The sequence below is a fragment of the Kitasatospora saccharophila genome (assembly GCF_039529925.1).
In the GTDB taxonomy this organism is placed as follows: domain Bacteria; phylum Actinomycetota; class Actinomycetes; order Streptomycetales; family Streptomycetaceae; genus Kitasatospora; species Kitasatospora saccharophila.
This window is the reverse complement of record NZ_BAAANS010000028.1, coordinates 78,660-97,607: the sequence shown is the minus strand read 5'-3', so window position 1 is coordinate 97,607 and position 18,948 is coordinate 78,660. Positions and strand designations below refer to the sequence as shown.

At 74.8% G+C, this 18,948-nt stretch carries 18 protein-coding genes; 8 read left to right on the top strand and 10 right to left on the bottom strand.

Going from position 1 to position 18,948, the window contains the following annotated elements; genetic code table 11:
- Positions 1-67 precede the first annotated feature (67 nt).
- The 6 genes from mpaB (at position 68) to ABD345_RS21240 (ending at position 6,119) form a co-directional block, all read left to right on the top strand.
- Positions 68-1,087 (top strand): daptide biosynthesis RiPP recognition protein, encoded by a 1,020-nt coding sequence (gene mpaB, locus ABD345_RS21265; protein WP_344554030.1) that lies wholly within the window; start codon positions 68-70, stop codon positions 1,085-1,087.
- Entirely contained in the window at positions 1,084-1,935 is an 852-nt protein-coding gene (gene mpaM, locus ABD345_RS21260) for a daptide-type RiPP biosynthesis methyltransferase (RefSeq protein WP_344554029.1), read from the top strand. The genes mpaB and mpaM overlap by 4 nt, the downstream gene beginning before the upstream one ends.
- Positions 1,932-3,251, top strand: a complete 1,320-nt coding sequence (gene mpaD, locus ABD345_RS21255) for a daptide-type RiPP biosynthesis aminotransferase (RefSeq protein ID WP_344554028.1) — start codon at positions 1,932-1,934, stop codon at positions 3,249-3,251. Before mpaM ends, mpaD begins: the two co-directional genes overlap by 4 nt.
- On the top strand, positions 3,248-4,480 hold the full coding sequence (mpaC, locus tag ABD345_RS21250; RefSeq protein WP_344554027.1) for a daptide-type RiPP biosynthesis dehydogenase: 1,233 nt from the start codon (positions 3,248-3,250) through the stop codon (positions 4,478-4,480). Before mpaD ends, mpaC begins: the two co-directional genes overlap by 4 nt.
- On the top strand, positions 4,477-5,745 hold the full coding sequence (locus ABD345_RS21245) for a YcaO-like family protein (RefSeq protein ID WP_344554026.1): 1,269 nt from the start codon (positions 4,477-4,479) through the stop codon (positions 5,743-5,745). The genes mpaC and ABD345_RS21245 overlap by 4 nt, the downstream gene beginning before the upstream one ends.
- Positions 5,746-5,840: 95 nt before the next feature.
- Positions 5,841-6,119: a hypothetical protein gene (locus tag ABD345_RS21240; RefSeq protein ID WP_344554025.1), complete on the top strand. Its 279-nt coding sequence runs from the start codon at positions 5,841-5,843 to the stop codon at positions 6,117-6,119.
- 19 nt (positions 6,120-6,138) lie between these two features.
- Here the strand turns inward: ABD345_RS21240 and ABD345_RS21235 are convergent, their stop codons facing one another.
- The gene (locus ABD345_RS21235; RefSeq protein ID WP_344554024.1) at positions 6,139-7,098 is read right to left on the bottom strand and encodes a LuxR C-terminal-related transcriptional regulator; all 960 of its coding nucleotides are present in this window, start codon (positions 7,096-7,098) and stop codon (positions 6,139-6,141) included.
- Positions 7,099-7,509: 411 nt separating this feature from the next.
- Between ABD345_RS21235 and ABD345_RS21230 the strand changes: the two genes are divergently transcribed.
- Together ABD345_RS21230 and ABD345_RS21225 are read left to right on the top strand one after the other, a co-directional pair.
- Positions 7,510-8,229 carry a FadR/GntR family transcriptional regulator gene (locus tag ABD345_RS21230; protein ID WP_344554023.1) on the top strand — a complete coding sequence of 240 codons (720 nt, stop codon included), beginning with the start codon at positions 7,510-7,512 and terminating at the stop codon, positions 8,227-8,229.
- A gap of 62 nt (positions 8,230-8,291) precedes the next feature.
- On the top strand, positions 8,292-9,539 hold the full coding sequence (locus ABD345_RS21225) for a CynX/NimT family MFS transporter (RefSeq protein ID WP_344554022.1): 1,248 nt from the start codon (positions 8,292-8,294) through the stop codon (positions 9,537-9,539).
- Positions 9,540-9,694: 155 nt separating this feature from the next.
- Here the strand turns inward: ABD345_RS21225 and ABD345_RS21220 are convergent, their stop codons facing one another.
- The 9 genes from ABD345_RS21220 to ABD345_RS21180 all read right to left on the bottom strand — a co-directional run bounded on the left by ABD345_RS21220 (position 9,695) and on the right by ABD345_RS21180 (position 18,644).
- Positions 9,695-10,411 (bottom strand): ABC transporter permease, encoded by a 717-nt coding sequence (locus tag ABD345_RS21220; protein WP_344554020.1) that lies wholly within the window; start codon positions 10,409-10,411, stop codon positions 9,695-9,697.
- 10 nt (positions 10,412-10,421) lie between these two features.
- Positions 10,422-11,363 (bottom strand): ABC transporter ATP-binding protein, encoded by a 942-nt coding sequence (locus ABD345_RS21215; protein ID WP_344554019.1) that lies wholly within the window; start codon positions 11,361-11,363, stop codon positions 10,422-10,424.
- Positions 11,364-11,372: 9 nt separating this feature from the next.
- Positions 11,373-12,269: an ABC transporter permease gene (locus tag ABD345_RS21210; protein ID WP_344554018.1), complete on the bottom strand. Its 897-nt coding sequence runs from the start codon at positions 12,267-12,269 to the stop codon at positions 11,373-11,375.
- Positions 12,266-13,297 carry an ABC transporter ATP-binding protein gene (locus tag ABD345_RS21205; protein WP_344554016.1) on the bottom strand — a complete coding sequence of 344 codons (1,032 nt, stop codon included), beginning with the start codon at positions 13,295-13,297 and terminating at the stop codon, positions 12,266-12,268. Before ABD345_RS21205 ends, ABD345_RS21210 begins: the two co-directional genes overlap by 4 nt.
- Before the next feature lie 158 nt (positions 13,298-13,455).
- Entirely contained in the window at positions 13,456-14,418 is a 963-nt protein-coding gene (locus ABD345_RS21200; RefSeq protein WP_344554015.1) for a hypothetical protein, read from the bottom strand.
- A complete protein-coding gene (locus ABD345_RS21195) occupies positions 14,415-15,293 on the bottom strand; it encodes a hypothetical protein (protein WP_344554014.1) in 879 nt (292 codons plus the stop codon). Before ABD345_RS21195 ends, ABD345_RS21200 begins: the two co-directional genes overlap by 4 nt.
- Complete coding sequence (locus tag ABD345_RS21190; protein ID WP_344554013.1) at positions 15,290-16,129, bottom strand: hypothetical protein; 840 nt, start codon at positions 16,127-16,129, stop codon at positions 15,290-15,292. The genes ABD345_RS21195 and ABD345_RS21190 overlap by 4 nt, the downstream gene beginning before the upstream one ends.
- 34 nt (positions 16,130-16,163) lie before the next feature.
- Positions 16,164-17,069, bottom strand: coding sequence for a hypothetical protein (locus tag ABD345_RS21185; protein WP_344554012.1), 906 nt, complete (start codon positions 17,067-17,069; stop codon positions 16,164-16,166).
- Between the two features lie 198 nt (positions 17,070-17,267).
- Positions 17,268-18,644, bottom strand: coding sequence for a hypothetical protein (locus ABD345_RS21180; RefSeq protein ID WP_344554011.1), 1,377 nt, complete (start codon positions 18,642-18,644; stop codon positions 17,268-17,270).
- Positions 18,645-18,948: the final 304 nt, after the last annotated feature.

Here is an 18,948-nt window from a genome sequence, read left to right as displayed (position 1 = left end):
CGTCCGCCCCCGGCGGTCGAGCGGCCGCCCCCTCCCTTCCCGTCCCTTCCCCCCGCAGGAGAACGCCATGACCACGCTGGACGCCGGCCCGACCCCGGAACTCCTGGCCGAGGCCGCGCTGCGGCTGCAGCGCTGGGTCTCCGGCTGCTACCCGGAACCGCTGCCGACCGCCCTGGAGATCGTCGTCGCCCCGGGCGCCGACCCGGCGCCGCTGCTGGCCTCCGGGCTGGTCACCGCGGACACCTGGATCTTCGCGGACCGGGACGCCGCCGCCGTCCTGGCCGGGGCCACCGCCGCGACGGTCGTGCCGACCGACGGCGGATTCGCTTTCAGCGGCGACGAGGTCGCCCTGGCCGACGAGATCTTCATCCAGGTCTTCGACTACTCCTCGATCGGCTTCCTCACCGTGGCCGGCCCGACCGTGGTCCGGATCACCGGCGACGAGGACCTCGCGGCCTTCCTGGCGGACGCCGACCGGGCCGCCGCCGACGGCGGCTTTCCCGAGCAACTCACGCACCCCGCCGTCCAGTTGGCCGACCTGCCGGCCCTGGCCGGGGCACCCACCGGCAGTGGCTGCGCCCGCCTGCAGCTGGCCGGGGACGGCACCCTGAGCTCCGGCCCGGCCGCCCCCGCGGGCGCCGAGGCCCCGGCCTCCGGACAGGCCCTGGACGGCGTGCTGACCCCGGGCCTGCTGCCCGCCGCGCACGCCGAACGCCCGTGGCTGGCCCGCTACGTACGGGCCCTGGACGCGGTGCGGCGGCTCAACGCCCGCCGCCCCGGCAGCATCCGGGTGGCCGGCTTCGGCCACCGCTTCTGCCCCGACCTGCCGACCGTGCCGGTCGAGGACGTGGACGCGCCGCTGCTGGTCGCGATCGACGGGCAGCCGCACGCCCTGCTGGGCGCGGAGCTGAAGATGTTCCGGATCAACGCGGAGGCGGCCGTGGTGCTGGACGCGCACCAGGTGCTGGAGCCCGCCGCCGCCGAGGAGCACGCGGCCCGCGCGCTCGGCCTGGAGCCCGGCCTGGTCCGCGAACTGCGCGCCACCCTGCTGGAGCGCCTCCACCTGCCCGCGGGCGGCGCCCGGTGACCACCGCACCCGCACCCGCCACCGCCGCCGCCGCTCGTCTTGACGAACTCCAGGGAAGCGCACGCGAGTTGGCCGCCGGACTCGGCCCCGACCTGATCGTCGCGGACATGTACGGCGACCACGGCGGCCCGGTCTACCACGCGCTGTCCGCGGCCGACACGGTGGAGATCCCCGACCTGATCGCCGCCTTCCGCGGCCTGCGCGGCCCGCTGCTGGAACTGGCCTGCGGCTCCGGCCGGCTGACCGTCCCGCTGCTGGCCGCCGGACACCGGGTCACCGGCATCGACAACTCGCGCTCCCTGCTGACCGTCCTCGCCGAACGGCTGCTGGCCCCGCAGGGCGCGCGGCTGGCCGACCGGCTGACCGTCGTCGAGGCCGACATGCGCGAACTGGCGCTGGGCCGGGTGTTCGCCGGCGCGCTGCTCGGCACCACCACCGTCGGGCTGCTCGACCCCGGCACCCGGCCCGCCGTGTTCCGGTCCGTCCGCCGCCACCTCGCCCCCGGCGCCCCGTTCGCACTGACCGTCCACCTGCCCGACGGCTCCGGCACCGCCCCGGCCGGCGAGCCGGTGGAGAGCGTCCACCACTCCGAGGCCGCCGGCGCCCGCTGCACGGTGGTCTCCCACCTGGTCGCGGACCGCTCGCGCCGCCACGTCACGGTGCTGCGCCGCTCCGCGGACGGCCCGCCCGTCGCCCTGACCTCGGTGGTGCACCTGCCGACCGCCGAGGTGCTGGCCGCCGAACTCGCCGACGCCGGTTTCCGGATCGAAGCCACCCGCCCCGTGCGGTCGGCCGGTACGGAGGACGGCTCGGTCCACTCCCTGATCCTCGCGAGGAGCACCTCATGACCGCGGCCCTCCTGACCACGGCCCCCGCCACCGCGCCCGGCCCGACCGCGGCCCGCCCCTACCCGCTGTGGGAGATGCTCGTCCCGCCGAGCCGGTTCGACCTCCCGGAGCGGCAGCTGGTGAGCGCCGCCGGCAGCCGGCTGCGGTTCGCCGACGGCCACGAGGTGATGGACGCCACCAGCGGCCTGTGGAACGTCAACCTCGGCTACGGGAACCCGGCGATCGCCGCCGCCGTGGGCGCCGCCCTGACCGAGGCGTCCTACCTGAGCCTGTTCCGCTACGGCCACCGGTACGCGGTCGACGCGGCCGCCCGGCTGGTCGACGCGGCCGGCCCGGACCGCTACCGGCGGGTGCTGTACTCGACCTCCGGCGGCTCCGGCAACGACCTGGTGATGAAGCTCGCCCGCCAGTACGCCGTCCTGAACGGCGACCCGCGGCGCACCCTGGTGGTCGGCTTCAAGGGCAGCTACCACGGCCTCACCTACGGCGCGTTCGCCGTCAGCGGCGAGGACCTCGGCCAGCAGATGTACGGCGTCGACGTCCGCCAGGTGCGGCACGTCAGCCCCGACCGGCCGGAGGAACTGGAACGCCTGATGGCGCGGGAGGGCCACCGGGTGGCCGCCGTGATCTGCGAGCCGGTGCTCGGCTCGGGCACCCACGTGGTCGGCCCGGAGATGATCGAGGCGCTGCTGAGGCTCCGCGCCGAGCACGGCTACCTGCTGGTCGCCGACGAGGTCGCCACCGGCTTCGGCCGGACCGGCCCGCTGTTCGCCTCCGACCGGTGGCCGGACGCGCCCGACCTGCTGCTCACCTCCAAGGGCCTGACCAACGGCACCTGCGCGGCCTCCGCCGTCCTGGTCTCGCACCGGGTCGCGGCCGCGTTCGACCGGCACGACGCACTGCTGGTGCACGGCGAGACGCAGGCCGGCTCCCCGCCCACCTGCGCGGCGATCACCGCCACCCTCGACGAGTTCGCCCGGCTGGACGCGCTGGCCTCCGGCGAGCGCGTCGCCCGCCGCCTCGACGCGGTCCTGGACGGACTGCTGGCGGCCGTCCCCGGCGCGACCGGCACCACCGGCACCGGCTGCTTCCGCTCGCTGCACCTCACCGACGCCGACGGCCGGCCGCTGGACGGCGCGGCCGTGCAGCGCACCATCGAACTGGTCCGCGTCGAGGGCGCGCTGGTCTACACCGGCCCGGGCTGCGTCCAGGTGATCCCGCCGCTGACCAGCAGCGACCAGGACCTCGACGCCCTGGAGCGGGCGCTGCGCACCGGCCTGGCCCGGGCGGCCCGCGAGGTCGGGAACCACCGGTGAACGAGGACCGGCCCGCCGCCGCGATGTGGCAGCGCCCCTCCCGGCTGCACGTGGGCGCCGGCTCGGCCGTCCAGGCCCTGGCGGGCGGGCCGGCCGCCGACACCCTGCTGCTGACCGACCGGGGCCTGCCCGGGTCGGTGACCGGCCCGCTGCTGGCGGCCGCCCGGTCCGCCGCCGGCTCCCGGCTGCGCGTGCTGGCCCTGGAACCGGAGACGCTGGCGCTGCCGGAGATCGAGCAACTCGCCGACACCGTACGGGAGTCGGCCCGCGTGGTGGCCGTCGGCGGCGGCAGCGTGCTGGACGCCGCCGCGCTGGCCCGGCTGCTGGCCGGCGACCCGGCGGCGATCCGGCGGATCCGCCACGGCGGCGGCCGGCCCGGGCTGGTCGCGCTGACCGGCCCGGCCGCCCCGGCCGGCGGCTTGCACCGATCTCCTCGCGCTGCACCCGAGTTGGTGGCCGTGCCCAGCACGGTCGGCACCGCCGCCGAGGTCAGTGCCGCCGCGACGGTACGGGTGGACGGCGGACGCAAGCTGGTCATGGCCGCGTCGCTGGCCGCGGACCTGGCGGTGCTCGACCCGGCGGTCACCGCCACCCTGCCGCCGGCGCTCCTGCGGGAAGGCGTGCTGGAGGCGCTGTGCCGACTGCTGAACACCTACCTGCCGGAGCCGGGACGGCAGGTCCCGCGGGTCGGCGACGCCGAGGCCCGCACCCTGCTGCGCCGGCTGGCCCGGGCCGGACGGCAGGCCGAACAGGGCCGGGCGTCCGCCGAACTCCGCACCGAACTGGCCCTGTTGAGCGCCCAGACGGTGCTCGGCTGGTCGATGCTCGGCCGGGACCCGTTCGCCGGCAAGGTCTGGTACCTGTCCAACGAGCTGTCCTCGGCGACCGGCGCGCGCAAGATGTCGGCGACGGTGGCGGTGCTGCCCGCCGTGTGGGCGCGGGTGCTCGACGGCGACGCCCGGCTCGGCGACGCGGGCCGGCTCCGCGAAGCCTGGCGGGCCGTCCGGTCGGGCCTGCCCGACCTGCCCGAGCAGCCGGTCACCGGCATCGCCGAACTGGCCCGCCGCTGGGGCGTGCCGCCGTGCCCGGCCGCCGGCCAGGACCCGGCCCGGCTGGCCGCCCGCGCCGCCCGGGGCTGGGGCGCCGGGCTGCCGATGCTCGGCGCGTTCCGCACCGCCGAACTGACCCGTCTCTACGCCGACGTCCTGGAAGGGGCCATCGCGGCATGATCGACTTCACCCGGACCCTCGACCCGCAGGCGTCCCTCGCCCGCGCCTTCCACCTGGTGCCGCCGGACGGTGCCGACCGGCCGCTCTGGCAGGGCCTGGTCGAACTCGCCTGGGACCAGGACGACTCGGCGCTGGCCGGCCGCACCCTCGCCCCCGAGGTGGTGGGCGCCTGCGGCGTCGCCCGCGGCGACGTGGTGGTCCGGGCGGCCGGCGAGGCGGTGGAGCGGTACGCGCTCCGACCGCTGCCCGCCGACCGCGCCGCCTGGCCCGAACTCCCCGGCGAGCGGCTGGACTTCGCCGCCCCCGGCGCCGGACTCGGCGCACCCGGCGCGCCGGTGGCGGCGTACTACCCGGCCCGCCGGCTCTCCGACGGCGCCCGGGTGCTCGTCCCGGCCGGACTGGTCGACTACCCGGCCGAGGAGCACCCCGGCTTCGACCCGTCCCCGTCCGGCGCCGCCTCCGGCGACGGCCTCGACATGGCGCTGCGCGCGGCACTGCTGGAGGTGATCGAGCGGGACGCGGTGCTGGTGGCCTGGGCCCGCCGGCTGGCGCTGCCCCGGGTCGACCTGGACGGCAGCCTGCGCGGGGCCCCGAACGGCCCCGGCTGGCGGCGGCTCGCCGCCGCGCTGCGGGTGGCCCGCGACGGCGGAGTGGAACCGGTGCTGGCCCGGATCCCGACCGGGGTGCCGGGGGTGTTCTGCGCGGTCGGCGTGGTGCTCGACGAGCACGAGGGGCGGCCGCTGGCCGCGGTCGGCTGCAACGCCGCCGGGGACTGGGGCACCACGCTGGCCGGTGCGCTCCAGGAGGCCCTGCAGATCCGGAGCCTGCTGCGGCTGACCCAGCGCGCCCACCCGGACGTCCCGGCCCCGGAGCTGGTCACCGGGGACGTCGAACGGGCCCGGTACTTCGCGGACCGCCCCGGCGCGGACGCCGCGGCCGCCTGGTGCGCGGGGTTCACCGGCCCGGAGCCGGTCGGCGGCGAGACCCCGCCCGGTCCCCCGGGCGTCCGGCAGCTGGTCGAGGGCCTGGCCGGACAGGGCGTGCAGCCGCTCGCCGTCGAGTTGACGCACCGTCTCCCGCCGGAGCTGCGGGCCATGGGCTGGGCGGCCGTGAAGGTGGTGCCGGTCGGCCTGCAGCCGCTGCGGATGGACGAGCGGGCGGCGTTCGGCTGGAACCTGACCCGGCTGGAGTCCGCGCCGCGGCGCACCGGCTTCGAGGCGCTCGACCGGGGCGGCCCCGCCTGGGCGCCGCACCCGCTGATCTGACGCATGGACGCGCCCGACCGCCCCGCGCCCGACGGCCCCGTCCCCGACGGCCCTGCCCCCGTCCGCTCCGACCCGTCACCGAGGAAGCGCCGCCCGTGGCCGCACTGACCATCCGCGTCCTGCCCGGTCCCGGGTCGGAAGCGCCCCGTTCACTGCCCGAGACGGCCTCGATCCGGCTGGTGGCCCGGCTGCCGGCCGGTTGGCGGTGCGTGCCGGTGATGACCGGCGAGGGGTTCGCCGTCGAGGTCGAGCTGCCGGGGCCCGCGCCCGGCCCCGTGCCCGGTCCCGCCCCTGGTCCCGCCCCGGCGGTCGTCATCGCCCGGGCCTTCGCCGAGGCCGGTCTGGCCGGGTGGCGGCTCGGCCCGTGCGGGTGATCCCGGGGCGGCGGCCGGGTCAGATCCAGCCGCGTTCCCGGGCGGTGAGCGCCGCCTGGACCCGGTTGGTGGCGCCCAGGTGGCGCATCAGCTCCGCGACCCGGCTCCGGTAGGTCCGCACCGAGATGTTCAGCTCCCGGGCGCCGGCCTCGTCCTTGTCCGCCTTGATCATGACCCGCAGCACCTGCTGCTCGTTGTCGCTCAGCCGTTCCTCGTCCGGTCGGGAGGCGTTCTCCCAGAACCGCTCGAACAGGGCGAGCAGGCTGGCCAGCATGCCCGCCTGGTGGACCACGAGCGCCCCCTGCGAGCTGTCCTGCGGGTCGATCGGGACGAGCGCCGTCCGGCGGTCGAAGATCAGCACCCGTTCCAGCGGGCTGTCGGAGATCCGCACCTGCATGCCCTTGGCCATCAGTTCGCGCAGGTAGCCCGCGGTCAGCGGGTCGTCCATCGCCCCGGCGCCGAAGACCGTGCGCATCTCCACCCCGCGCCGCAGGCAGCGCAGGTCCGGCTCCCGGGTGGCCTCGATCGCGCCGGCCGACATCGCGCCGCGGGCCTGCACCGAGAGCAGCTCGTGGTGCGTGAAGAAGGTCAACTCGTCGATGCGCTCCCGGACCTCCTCCAGCCCCTCGACCCGCTCGACGCCGGTCGGCACCGCGTTGCCGATGCCCTGCCGGTGGTCCTCGGCCAGGACCTCGGCGAGGTTGCGGGAGGCGATCACCTCGCGCAGCTCCTCGTGGATCTCGCCCAGCCGCTGCTCGATCAGCCGCTCGACGACCACCCCCGGGTCGGTCGCGGCCAGCCGCTGCCGGCGGTCGAGCTTGACCATGCTCCGCTCCTGCAGGCGCTCCACCACGGCATCGACCTCTCCCGGCTCGAACCCGCAGGCCAGCGCCAGCGCCTCCGGACCGAGCCCGGGACTGCGGAGGATCACCCGGTAGGCCAGCTCCTCGCGCGGCTCCACCGCCAGATGTGTCAGCACGCTGCGATCCACCACTACTCCCCCTGCCCATTCCGGAGTCCAGGCCGCTACAACTCTCCACCAAAAATTCTCATGATCGTATGGCAGAGATCAAAGCTACTGGAGGGTTCCGCGAGCCTTTCTTCCCCCTCCTTCGCACCCCCTCCGACCTGCGCAATCATTTGCTTCGTTTTGCGCCGCTAATTGACGCGAAGGCCGAAATGGTGCGAATAATGCCGTTTCGTCGGGCCACGAACCCAGGGGGCGGGAGAATCGGAGAGCGGAGCATACAAAGGAATCATTTCCTGTTCATTAACTGATCCGTGTTCCGCGCACCCCGCCCACCGGGGCGCCCGGTTGTAGGATGACCGGGCAAGGAGTTGTAGGATGACCGGACAGGTCGGTTGGTGCGCGTGGAGAGGAGGGCCCGGCGTGGAGGGGTTGCAGGCGGCGGGGCGGCGGTCGTTGGTGGATGCCGCGATCGACCAGCTGCGGGAGCAACTGGCCTCCGGGGTCTGGGCGGTGGGGGCGCGGATCCCGACCGAGCACGAGCTCGCGGAGCGGCTGCAGGTGGGGCGCAACACGGTGCGGGAGGCGATCCGGGTGCTGGTGCACGCGGGGATGCTGGTGTCCCGGCAGGGGGAGGGGACGTTCGTCCGGTCGACCAGTGACCCGGCGTCGGTGCTGCGCGGAGTGCAGCGGTCGGGGGTGCGGGACGTGCTGGAGGTGCGGGCCGCGCTGGAGACCGAGGCGGCCCGGCTGGCCGCCGAGCGGCACACCCCCGACGACCTGGCCCGGATGCGGGCCGCGCTGGCCCGCGAGGCCGAGGTGATGGCGGCGCACCCCGAGCGGGCCGGCCGGGAGGCCACCGTCGAGCACGACCTGGAGTTCCACACCGCCGTGGTGGAGGCCGCGCACAACCCGGCGCTGACCGAGGTCTACCGGTACTTCGGGGCCTCGGTGCGGGAGTCGATGCGCGCCTCGTTCGGCGACCACGAGATGCCCGAGGTGGCGATCGACACCCACACCGCCCTGGTCGACGCGATCGAGAGCCGGGACCCGGAGCGCGCCGAGGCGGCCTGCCGGGCGCTGCTCGCGGAGCCCACCGCGGCGGTGGAGCAGCTGCTCGCCGCGATCGCCGCGCGGAAGTGACGCGGGGCCCGCGCCCGCCGTCCCCGCAGAACGCACCACCAGCACAGAGAGTCAGTCCAGCCATGTCCGTCACCCGTGCCGTCCAGCCCGCCCTCGACCCGAAGGTCGGTACCCGAACCGCCGCCCGGTTCGCCCACCCCGCCCTGCTGCTGACCGGGATCGTGCTGGTCGCCCTGAACATGCGGGCCTGCCTGGCCGCGGTCTCGCCGATGGTCGTGGAGATCCAGCGGACCTTCGGCCTGTCCGCCACCGCGAGCGGCCTGATCACCACCGTGCCGGTGCTGTTCCAGGGCGTGGGCGCGCCGCTCACCCCGCGGCTGACCCGGCGCTTCGGCACCGAGCGGGTGGTGCTGGGCGCGGTGCTGGCGCTGGGCGCGGGCGTGCTGCTGCGGGTGCTGCCCTCGGTGGCGGCGCTGTACGCGGGCTGCGTGGTGATCGGCGTGGCGATCGCGGTGCTGAACGTGTCGATGCCGGGCCTGGTGAAGCGGGAGTTCCCGCAGAAGGCCGCCATGATGACCGGCGTCTACTCGACCACCATGCTGGTCGGCGCGACCATGGCGGCCGCCCTGTCGGTGCCGCTGGAGCACGCGCTGGGCGGCGGCTGGCAGGCTTCGCTGGGCTCCTGGTCGGTGCTGGCGCTGGTCGCCGCGGTGGCCTGGCTGCCGCAGGTGCTGAAGGCCCGGCAGGACCGGACGGTGCCGGTGCGGGTCGCCCCGGCGCTGCCCGTGCCGGAGGCCGGCACCAGCCCGTGGAAGTCCGCGCTGGCCTGGCAGATCAGCGTGTTCATGGGCGTCTCCTCGCTGCTGGTGTACACCCTGGTCGCGTGGATGCCGACCATCCTGGCCGACCACGGGATGCCGCGCGGCGAGGCCGGTCTGGTGTTCGCGTTCAGCAACCTGGTGCAGGTGGTCGGCGCCTTCCTGGTGCCGCTGCTGGCCGGCCGGATGACCCGGCAGCGCGGCCTGGCGCTGGTGATGGCCGGGCTGAACGGCGCGGGCGTGCTGTGGCTGCTGCTGGCGCCGGTGTCCGGGGCGTGGTTCTCGGCGACGGTGCTGGGCCTGGCGCAGGGCGGCTCGCTGGGCCTGGGCCTGGCGTTCATCGTGCTGCGCACCCACAGCGTGGCGGGTGCGGCCCGGCTGGGCGGGATGAGCCAGGCGGTGGGCTACCTGGTGGCGGCGGCCGGGCCGGTCGGCGCGGGCGCGCTGCACCAGGTGACCGGCGGCTGGGACGCGACGCTGCTGGTGATGCTGGTGCTGGCCGCGGTCGCGGCGGTGGCCGGCTGGGGCGCGGGCCGCAACCGGACGGTGTGACCGCGCGGGAGCGGCAGAGCGCGGGAGCGGCAGGGGGTGGGAGCTGAAGAGCGCGGGGCGGGGACGGAAGAGGGCGGGGACGGTCGTGGTGACCGTCCCCGCCCTCCGTGCGTCCGGGAGGAGCCGCTGCGCGCACGCGGGCGGCGTTGCGGGTGCTACTCCTCGCTGCCGAGCGTGAGCCCGGCGAGCTTGACCGAGGCGTACGCGGTGGCGCCGAGCACGACGACCACCAGCAGGCAGAGCGCGGTGGGCAGTTCGACCGGGGCGATGACGGCGCCCTCGGTGACGATCGACTCGGTCAGCGACAGGCCCCACTGCTGGATGGAGAGGGTCTGGGCGCCGCTGACGTAGCCGCCGATCAGGCTCTCCCAGATCAGCGCGTAGGCGAGGCCCGCGATCACCGCGTGCCGGGTGAGCACGCCCAGCAGCAGGAACACCGCGCTGTACGCGGCGCCGGAGGCGAGCGCGCCCACGGTGTAGCCGAGCGCCACCCGGCCGCCGGTGCCGTACAGGATCAGCCCGGCCACGTACATCGGGACGGCGGAGAGCAGCCAGGTGCTCCCGACGGCGACGGCCAGTTTGGTGGTGATGATCTTCCAGCGGGGCAGCGGCTTGGCGAGCAGGTAGACGATCGAGCCGTCCTCGATCTCGGTGGCGATCACGCCGGTGCCGACGACCAGGCCGATGACCGGGACCAGGGTGCCGAGGGCGAGGGTGCCGAGGATCTTGTGCACGAGGTCGAGCCGGTCCAGGTCGCTGCCGCGGGTGAGCAGGGCGACGCCGAGCAGCAGGACCGGGACGGCCAGCAGGATCAGGACCCGGCGGCGGCCGAACAGGCCGCGCGCGGTGAGCCTGGCGACGGTGGTGTTCATCGGGGGCCCTTCAGGACGAGACCAGGTACGAGAAGACGCTTTCCAGCGACTCGTCGGCCGGGGAGACGGTGTACAGGCGGATGCCGGCCGCCCGGGCGACCTTGGGCAGCAGGGTGGTGAAGCCCTGGAAGTCGATCGCCTGGATGCGCAGGGCCCCCGCGGCGGAGCCGCCGATCGACTCCGCGGCGGGGTCGAACTCGATGCCGGAGGTGGAGCCGTCCGCGATCAGCGCCGCGGCCAGCCGCCGGTCGTCGCTGGAGCGCACCAGGTAGCGGTGCGGGCGGTCGGTCATCAGGCGGCGGATCTCCCGGAAGTCGCCGGACGCGGCGTGCCGTCCGGCCACCACCACCTCGATGTGGCGGGCGAGCTGCTCGACCTCCTCCAGGATGTGCGAGGAGAACAGCACGGTGCGCCCGTCGGCGCCGAAGCGGCGCAGCAGCTCCATCAGGTGCAGGCGCTGGCGCGGGTCCATGCCGTTGAACGGCTCGTCCAGCAGCAGCACCGCGGGGTCGTGGACCAGCGCGGAGGCCATCTTGACCCGCTGCTTCATGCCCTTGGAGTAGGTGCCGGTGTGCCGGTCCTGGGCGTAGCCCATCTCGACCAGGGCGAGGGCGCGCTCGGCGGCGGCGCCCGGGTCGGGCAGGCCGTGCAGTTCGGCGTTGGCGAGGACGAACTGCCAGCCGGTCAGGTAGTCGTACATCGACTCCTTCTCCGGGACCAGGCCGATCTGCCGGTACACCTCCTGGTTGCGCCAGATCCGGGTGCCGTCCAGGGCGACGGTGCCGGAGGAGGGCGCGAGGAAGCCGCTCATCATGTGGATGAGGGTGGACTTCCCGGCGCCGTTGGGGCCGAGCAGGCCGGTGATGCCCGGTCCGATGGACATGGTGACGTCGTTGACGGCGACCACGTTGCCGAACCAGCGGGAGACCTTGTCGATGGTGATGACGGCCATGGCTGCCTCTCAGACGTTCCGGTAGCGGCGCAGCGTCAGCGCGTGGCCGCCGGCCGTGAGGGCGAGGAGCACGACCAGGAAGACCAGGGCGCCGCCCGTGCCCGGGGCGTACAGGAGGGCGGAGCCGCCGTCGCCCAGCGAGAAGAGCCGGTTGACCAGGGCCTCCACCAGGGTGGACGGGGAGATCAGGAACGCCCAGGAGGAGTCGCTCTCCCGCAGCGGGTCGTAGCCCCGGTTGAGCGCGAAGGTGATCATGGCCAGCGCCCTGGTGATCATCAGGAGGCCCATGATCGCGGCCACGCCGAAGCCCCGGCGCGGGGTGAGCGCGGCGATCAGCAGGCCGATCGAGCTGTACAGCAGCGCGTACAGGACGGCGGCGACCAGGCCGTACAGCAGGTGCACCAGGTTGTCGCCGACCGGGAACTCGGCCAGCAGCGCACCGGTGAACAGCAGCAGCAGCGGCAGCGCCAGCACGATCAGCAGCGCGCTGAACATCGCGGCGAACTTGGCTGCCACGTAGTCGCCGCGGGTGGCCGGGCGGGAGAAGTACAGCGGGACGACGTGGTGCCGCAGGTCCCGGGACATCAGCACGGGCGCCTGCGCGGCCAGGAAGATCTGCGGCAGCACCGAGAACGAGGCCAGGTAGTCGGCGTAGTCCATCGGCATCGACTTCTGCTGGGTGAACAGCGCGATCGCCAGCATCGCCAGCGAGGGCGCGGCCATCCCGCCCAGCAGCAGGAACGGCAGCACCTTGGACCGGCCGGAGCGGCCCAGGCCGAACGCGGCCCGCAGGCTCTGCACGTACAGCGAGCGGGTGGCGTACCGGCGGCCCAGCCGCGGCCCGGTGTACGGGCGGTAGCCGATGTCGTGGATGACGCCGCCGTGGGCGTCGGAGCGGGTGGTCACGCCTGCTCGCCTCCTGCCGGCACGGCCCGGTGCGCGTCGTGGCCGTGGCCGTGCTCGTGGTCGTGCTCGTGGTCCGCGTCCTCGGCGTCCTCGTCGGCGCGGGTGCTGAAGATCTCGGCGACCCGGTGGCGGCGCTGCTCCAGCCGGACCAGGCCGAGGCCGAGGTCGTCCACGGTGTCCCGGACGGTGTCGTACGTCTCCTCGCCGGCGATCTCCACCAGCAGGATCCGGCTGCCGTCGGCCCGGACGGTCAGGCCCGCCGCGGTCAGCCGCTCGGTCAGGACCGCGTCGGCGTCGAAGGACCGGTCCACCGGGTGGTCGGTGACCTCGACGGCCAGCAGCTGGGTGGTGCCGGTGAACGAGGCGGTGGAGGAGGAGCGCAGCAGCTTGCCGCCGTCGATCACCACCAGGTGGTCGCAGGTCCGCTCCAGCTCGCCCAGCAGGTGCGTGGTGACCAGCACCGAGATGCCGAAGTCGGCGTGGACCCGGCGGATCAGCCCGAGCATCTCGTCCCGGCCGACCGGGTCGAGGCCGTTGGTCGGCTCGTCCAGCAGCACCAGCTGCGGGTCGTGGACCAGCGCCTGGGCCAGCTTCACCCGCTGCTTCATGCCCGTCGAGTAGCCGCCCATCGGGCGGTAGCGCTCCTCGTACAGGCCGACGTGGCGGAGCGTGTCGGCGGTGCGCTCGCGGGCCGCCGAGGCGGGCAGGCCGGACATCCGGGCCATGTGCACCACGAACTCGGTGGCGGAGACGTCCGGCGGCAGGCAGTCGTGCTCCGGCATGTAGCCGACGCGTTCGCGGATCGCCGGGCCCTGGGTGGCGATGTCCAGGCCGAGCACCTGACCGGTGCCCTCGGTGGCCGGGGACAGCCCGAGGAGGATCTTGATGAGGGTGGACTTGCCGGCACCGTTCGCCCCGACCAGACCGACCACGCCGGACTCCACCTCCACGGTGAGCCGGTCCAGCGCGGTGACCCGGGAGAACCTCTTGGTGAGGCCGTCCGTCTTGATGACTGTGGACACGGTCATCAACGTAGCCGCGCACCCCCGCCCGGCGGAATGCGCTGCGGAGTCCGGATCGCCTCCCTCCGCAGGATGACCTCCCCGGCCCGCCCCCTAGGGGTAGGGCGGCGGGCCGGGGAGGAATGATCCTGACGGTCCGTCAACTCACTTGCGCGTCAAGGCGGTCAGGCCAGCAGGCCGCTCTGCAGGGCGACCACCTGCCGGAACGCCTGCGCGGGCACGCCCTTCGGGTTGGTCATCTGGATCAGCGCGACCACGTCGCCGCTCTGCATCCAGCACAGCCGGCCGGTGGGCTGGCCCCCGGCCTTCTCGTCGGACAGCCGGACGTTCACCTGGGCGCTCGTGGCCGGGTACACCCCGTCGATGTCCAGGTGGGTGGAGGCGATGTCCTTGGTCTCGGACATCACGTTCGCGCCCACGAAGTAGTTGCCGGCCTCGTCGGCGGACCCGAAGTGCAGCAGCCGCAGCTCGGTGCGGGTGCCGTCGGCGGCCGTCCAGCCCTGGGCCGCCGCGCCCCGGCAGGCGTCGATGGTCAGCCGCAGGGCGTACGAGTCGTCCTCGGCCAGCATCGCGTCGTGGTCGCACGGGATCCAGCGGCCCGCCACCGACGGCAGCGACGCCACCGCCGAGGGGGAACCGGAGGCCGAGCCCGACGCCGACGGGGACGCGGAGACCGACCCGGACGCCGACGGGGACGGGGAGCCGGACGGGCCGGTGCCGACCGCGCCCTTCGGCAGCGGCAGCAGCAGCCCGCGCAGGTCCGCCGCGTGCGCCTTGATCTTGGTGTCGGCCGGCGCCGAGGCGCCCAGCGGCAGCGGCGGGAGGCTCAACTCCGGGAAGGCGTACCGGCCGTCGTTCGGCGTGGCCAGGCCCGGCAGGTCGGTGCGCTCCGGCAGGGTCACCAGGACGGCGGTGCCCGCGCCGGTCAGCACGGTCAGCAGCAGCGCCGCACCGACCTGCCACCGTCGGCGCCGGTCGACCTTCCCCGGCGCCGCCGGCGCCGCCACCGCCTCCGGCAGCGGTGCCTCCGGCAGCGGCGGCACCGGGGGCGTCGGGACCTCGGTGACCGGTCCGATCGACTCCGGCCGGGCCTCCGGCCCGGTCTGGGGGGTGGTGTCGCTGCTCATACGGAGGCTCCCGGTCGGGCCAGTCGGTCCAGTTGCTGACGGAACAGGTCCACGACCTTGTTCTGGTCGAGGGGCACCACGCCGAAGACGCGCATCTGCACCAGCAGGTCGCCCTCGGCGGAGTAGCAGCTCAGGTAGTCGAGCTGGTCGCCGGGATCCAGCATCGGCAGCGCGCAGCGCGCGTCCGGGTGGTCCGGCACCTGGGGGCCGCGCCGGAACAGGTCGGTGTCGTCGATCAGCGCGCCGTACAGCTCGCCCTCCTGCGAGACCGCCTGCTGGTTGAACTGGGCCAGCTGCAGCACCGCCACCATCCGGTTGTCGCCCTGCGTGAGGCTGCGCACCCCGGCGCCGGTGAAGTGCAGGCTGTCGAGCGCCTTCTTCCGCTGGTCCAGGTACTTCGCCGGCACCCCGGACAGCAGCAGCTCCTTGGCCTGCTCCAGGTCGCCGTTGCCGCCGAACTCGCTGTCGTTGCCGAACTGCTTGTAGTCCGGCCCGAGCCGGTAACCGGTGGGCACCGGCAGCAGCAGGTCGCGCAGGTTGCCGAAGTGGTTGCCGTTGGACTTGGCGCCCCACGGGACGGGCGTGCTCGCCGAGGGCGAGGGGGCCGCGGCCGCCGCCACCGGCGGTGCCGCGTCGTCCGCGTAGTGCACCCGGATGATCACCTCGCCGATGCCGACACCGGCCAGCGCCGCCACGAGCACCGCCGCGACCGCCTTCGACACCCGCGAGGCGCGCCGCGGCCCGGCCGGGACGGGCGGTTCGGCCTGCTCGGCCGGGGAGGCAGTGGGCTGGGCCGGGACGGCGACGGACTGCTCGGCCGGGGAGGCAGTGGGCTGGGCCGGGACGGCGGGCCCGGTGGATTCGATGTCGGTCACGCGAGTCGCTCCCACTGGCGCTTGGCGATGTCCTCGAACTGCGCCCGGTCCACCGGGTTCTCGGCGAAGACCTGGACGATCATCAGCACGGTGCCCTTGCGGGCGAGCGCCTCGCCGTAGTGGTAGGTCTCGGTGCTGCGCGCGTAGTTGTAGGTGTCCTTGGCGAACATCAGGTAGCTCTCGGGGTTGCCCGGGATCGTCGAGACCTCCATGTCCGAGGTCGAGCGCGGCATCGCCTCGGTGATCGCCTTCCCCACCGAATCCTGGGCGTACTGGACCAGCACGATCCGGTAGTTGGCGTCGCCCGCGTCCCAGCGCACCGAGGCGGCGCGGCGGAAGCCGTCCTCCAGCAGCGTGGTGAACTCGCGCACGCTGTCGTCGTAGGCCTCGGACCGGTCGGCCACGGACAGCCAGCCGTCGCCTTCGCCGCCGGTGCGGTCCGTGCTGCCGGCCGGGCGGTCGATCAGCAGCTTGCGCAGGTCGCCGTCGATGTCGAGGGGCTGCGGCCCGGCCGCGGCCAGCGCCTTGGGGTCCACTCGCTCGGCGGAGTAGGACAGCTTCGGCGCGGCGATGGCCGGCAGCGGCGTCGGCGGCCGGGAGGACTGGATCCCGTAGCCGACCGCGGCCCCGATCACCGGCCCGGCCAGCACGGCGGTCAGGAACAGCGCGCCCGCGCCGAACTTCCGCCTGGCGCGGACGGGTTCGCCGCCCGACGCGATCAGGTCGGCGGCGCCGGGCGGCGGGAGGAGGGGTGGCGGCGGGAGGAAGGAGGGCGGCGGGGAGGGTTCGGCGGCGGCCGTCCCACCCGCTGCGGCGTCCGCGGGTTCGGTGCTCAACTATGGCTCCTGGGAAGAGAGTTCGAGACGGCCGTCAGCCGTTGACGAGGCGGTCGCGGGCGCGCTTCATCGCGTCGGCGAGCAACGCCCGGTCCGGGTCGCCCTGTACGTCGACGGTGACCTCGTAGACCACGTCGCCCGCCACGCCGATTCCGACCAACTCACCGGTGTACGCCTGCTGTTCGGGCTTGAAGACGTAGCCCTTGGCGTTCGGGACCCCGCTCACGTCGAACGATTCCCGGTCGTAGCTGCTGTTGTCGGCGAAGCCCTGGGCCCGGTCGGTGCGGCTGAACCGCTTGAGCTCGACCCGCACCTCGCTCTTGCCGTCCCGGGTGCGGTAGGTGCGGGTGGCCGCGTCCTTGAAGTCCCAGGAGTCCAGGACTTCCTTGATGTCGACGTCCTTGCTGTACTGGGCCTGCAGGTCGTCCATGCTCATCATCGCGCCGTCCGGCGAACCGTACGGGTCCGCGTCGTCGGGCACCGGCAGCAGGAAGTACCGCAGGTCACCGCTGTGCTTGCCGCCCGAGACGCTGCCCTGCAGAGTGCTGGACGGGCGCGGGGCCACCGTCGGCTTGGCGGTGGGCGTCGGCGTCGGGCTCGGCGTGGGCGTCGGGCTCGCGGACGGGGACGGCGAGCCGCCGGTGACCGCGGCCGACGGGGCCGCCGCGACGGCGTGGCCGGGACGGTCGGGCTTGCCCACCGCGACGGTGACGGCCGCGCTGGCCGCCGTCACCGCGAGCAGGCCCGCCACCGACAGCACCACGCCGACCGCCCGGGGCAGCCGGCGCGGGGCCCCCGGCTGCGGACCGGGGGCGAGTTCGGGCGCGACCTCGGGCGCGGGCGCGGAAACGGGTACGGCTTCGGGCGCGGGAACGGGCGCGGGAACGGGCGCGGGAACGGGCTCCGGAGCCGGGTCGGGGCGCGGTTCGGGAACGGACAAGGGTCTCCCCCCAGGGTTCACGTGGCTGCCCGCACGACGGTGCGAACCGTACCCCCGTCCGGCTCGAACGCGATCGTCATCGCGCGGTGCACGAATTATGTGAGACCTGTGCTCCCGCCAACAACACGGTTCCGCCGTCCAATTGCCGCAATGACGGCCAATCGGACGGCCCGTGACTGAACCGCAACCAGGAGCGGGTCAGCTCCCCTCCGGCCCCTTCCCGACGGGCGGCTCGGCCGGACGGCCGGGCTCCCCGGACGCGGGCTCCGCGGGCGCGGACGCGGGCCGGGCAGGGGCCGGCTGGGCGGGCTGGGCCGGTGCCGGCTGGGCGGGGGCCGGCTGGGCGGGGGCCGGCTGTGCGGGGGCCGGCTGGGCGGGGGCGTACTGGGCCGGGACGGGGGCGTACTGCGGGTAGGCGGCGGACTCGGCGAACCGGATGCCCGCGGCCTCGGCCAGCGCGATGTCCAGGCGCTCGTTGCGGATCCGGCGGTCGATGTAGAGCACGCCGTTGACCAGCGGGACCAGCGGGCTGGTCGCCAGCATCGTGACCAGGCTGACCAGCGCGGTGAGCACCAGCACGACCGTGATCGTGCCGCGGGTGTCTCCCCCGTCCCCGGAGGCCGCCGCGCCGACCGGCAGCATCACGGCCACCACCATCCGGAGCGGGAAGTTGATCACCGTGGTCCCGATCGCGCCGAGCAGCGAGACCAGCGAGGTGAGGCCGAGGCTGCGCCACCAGTTGTTCCGGTTGAGCTGCCAGGCCCGGCGGACCGCCGTCCGCGCGCCGCTCTCCTCCAGCACCGCCACCGGGATCTGCGGCGCCAGCCGGAACGTCACGTAGAAGGCGCCGCAGCCGACCAGCAGGAACGGCAGCAGCAGCCCGTCACCGAACAGGACCGCGCCGGTCATCAGGAGCGCCTCCAGCAGCAGCATCGGCCCGTACACCAGCGCCAGCGTCGCGACGGACGCCTTGAGCCGGGGCCGGGCCTCCTGCCACGCCTGGGCGGCCGTCAGCTTCCGGCCGAGGGTGGCGGCCCGCAGCACCACCGTGGCCAGCGGCCCGGCCACCACGTACAGCACGAGGCCGACCAGGGCGCTCATGCCGAAGAACAGCAGCAGCGGCCGGGCCAGGTTCCACACCTGGGTGTCGGTGGGGTCCATGACGGTGATGTCCGGGAAGTCCTCCACCCCGTCGCGCAGGCTGCCGGAGATCAGGAAGGCCACGGCCAACAACGGCACCGCGCCGATGCCGACGACCACCGAGAGCGGCAGGTACAGCGGGCGGACGTAGCGGCGCACGGTGTCGAAGACGGCGCCGAACATCTCGCCGAAGCCGAGCGGGCGCAGCGGCAGCACGCCGGGCTTCGGCGCGACCGGGACCCCGCCCCACGGGCCCCGCCCCCAGCCGCCGCCGGTGCTCCAGCCGGGCTGCCCGAAGGCCGGGCCGTACCCGGGCCAGTGCCCCGGGGCACCCGGGACGCCGCCCGGTCCGGGGGCCCCCGGGCCGGGGGCCGTCGGCCCCTGCGGCTGACCGCCGTTCTGCTGCTGACCCGGACTGCCGCCGTCCCCGCTCATTCCGTTCCCCTCCAGGAAGCCTCGGGCCCGACTCTCGGGCTCCGCTTCTGAGCCTAGGGCCCGGATCGGACCGTCGCGGAGCCGCCCCTGGCCCGGCCGGGGCCCGGTTCCCCGGTCCGCATGACCTGACGGGTAATCGACAGCACCGGTCGGCACCGGTGATCGTGGCGGGCACCGGGAACGCCCGCCCCGCACACCCGGGCACCACGCGTCCGGGCACCACGCGTCCGGGCACCGGGCGTCCGTGCCCCGCGGTCCGGAATCCTCCGCCTCCCGGAACCCGTCCGCCCGAGAACGCACGGCC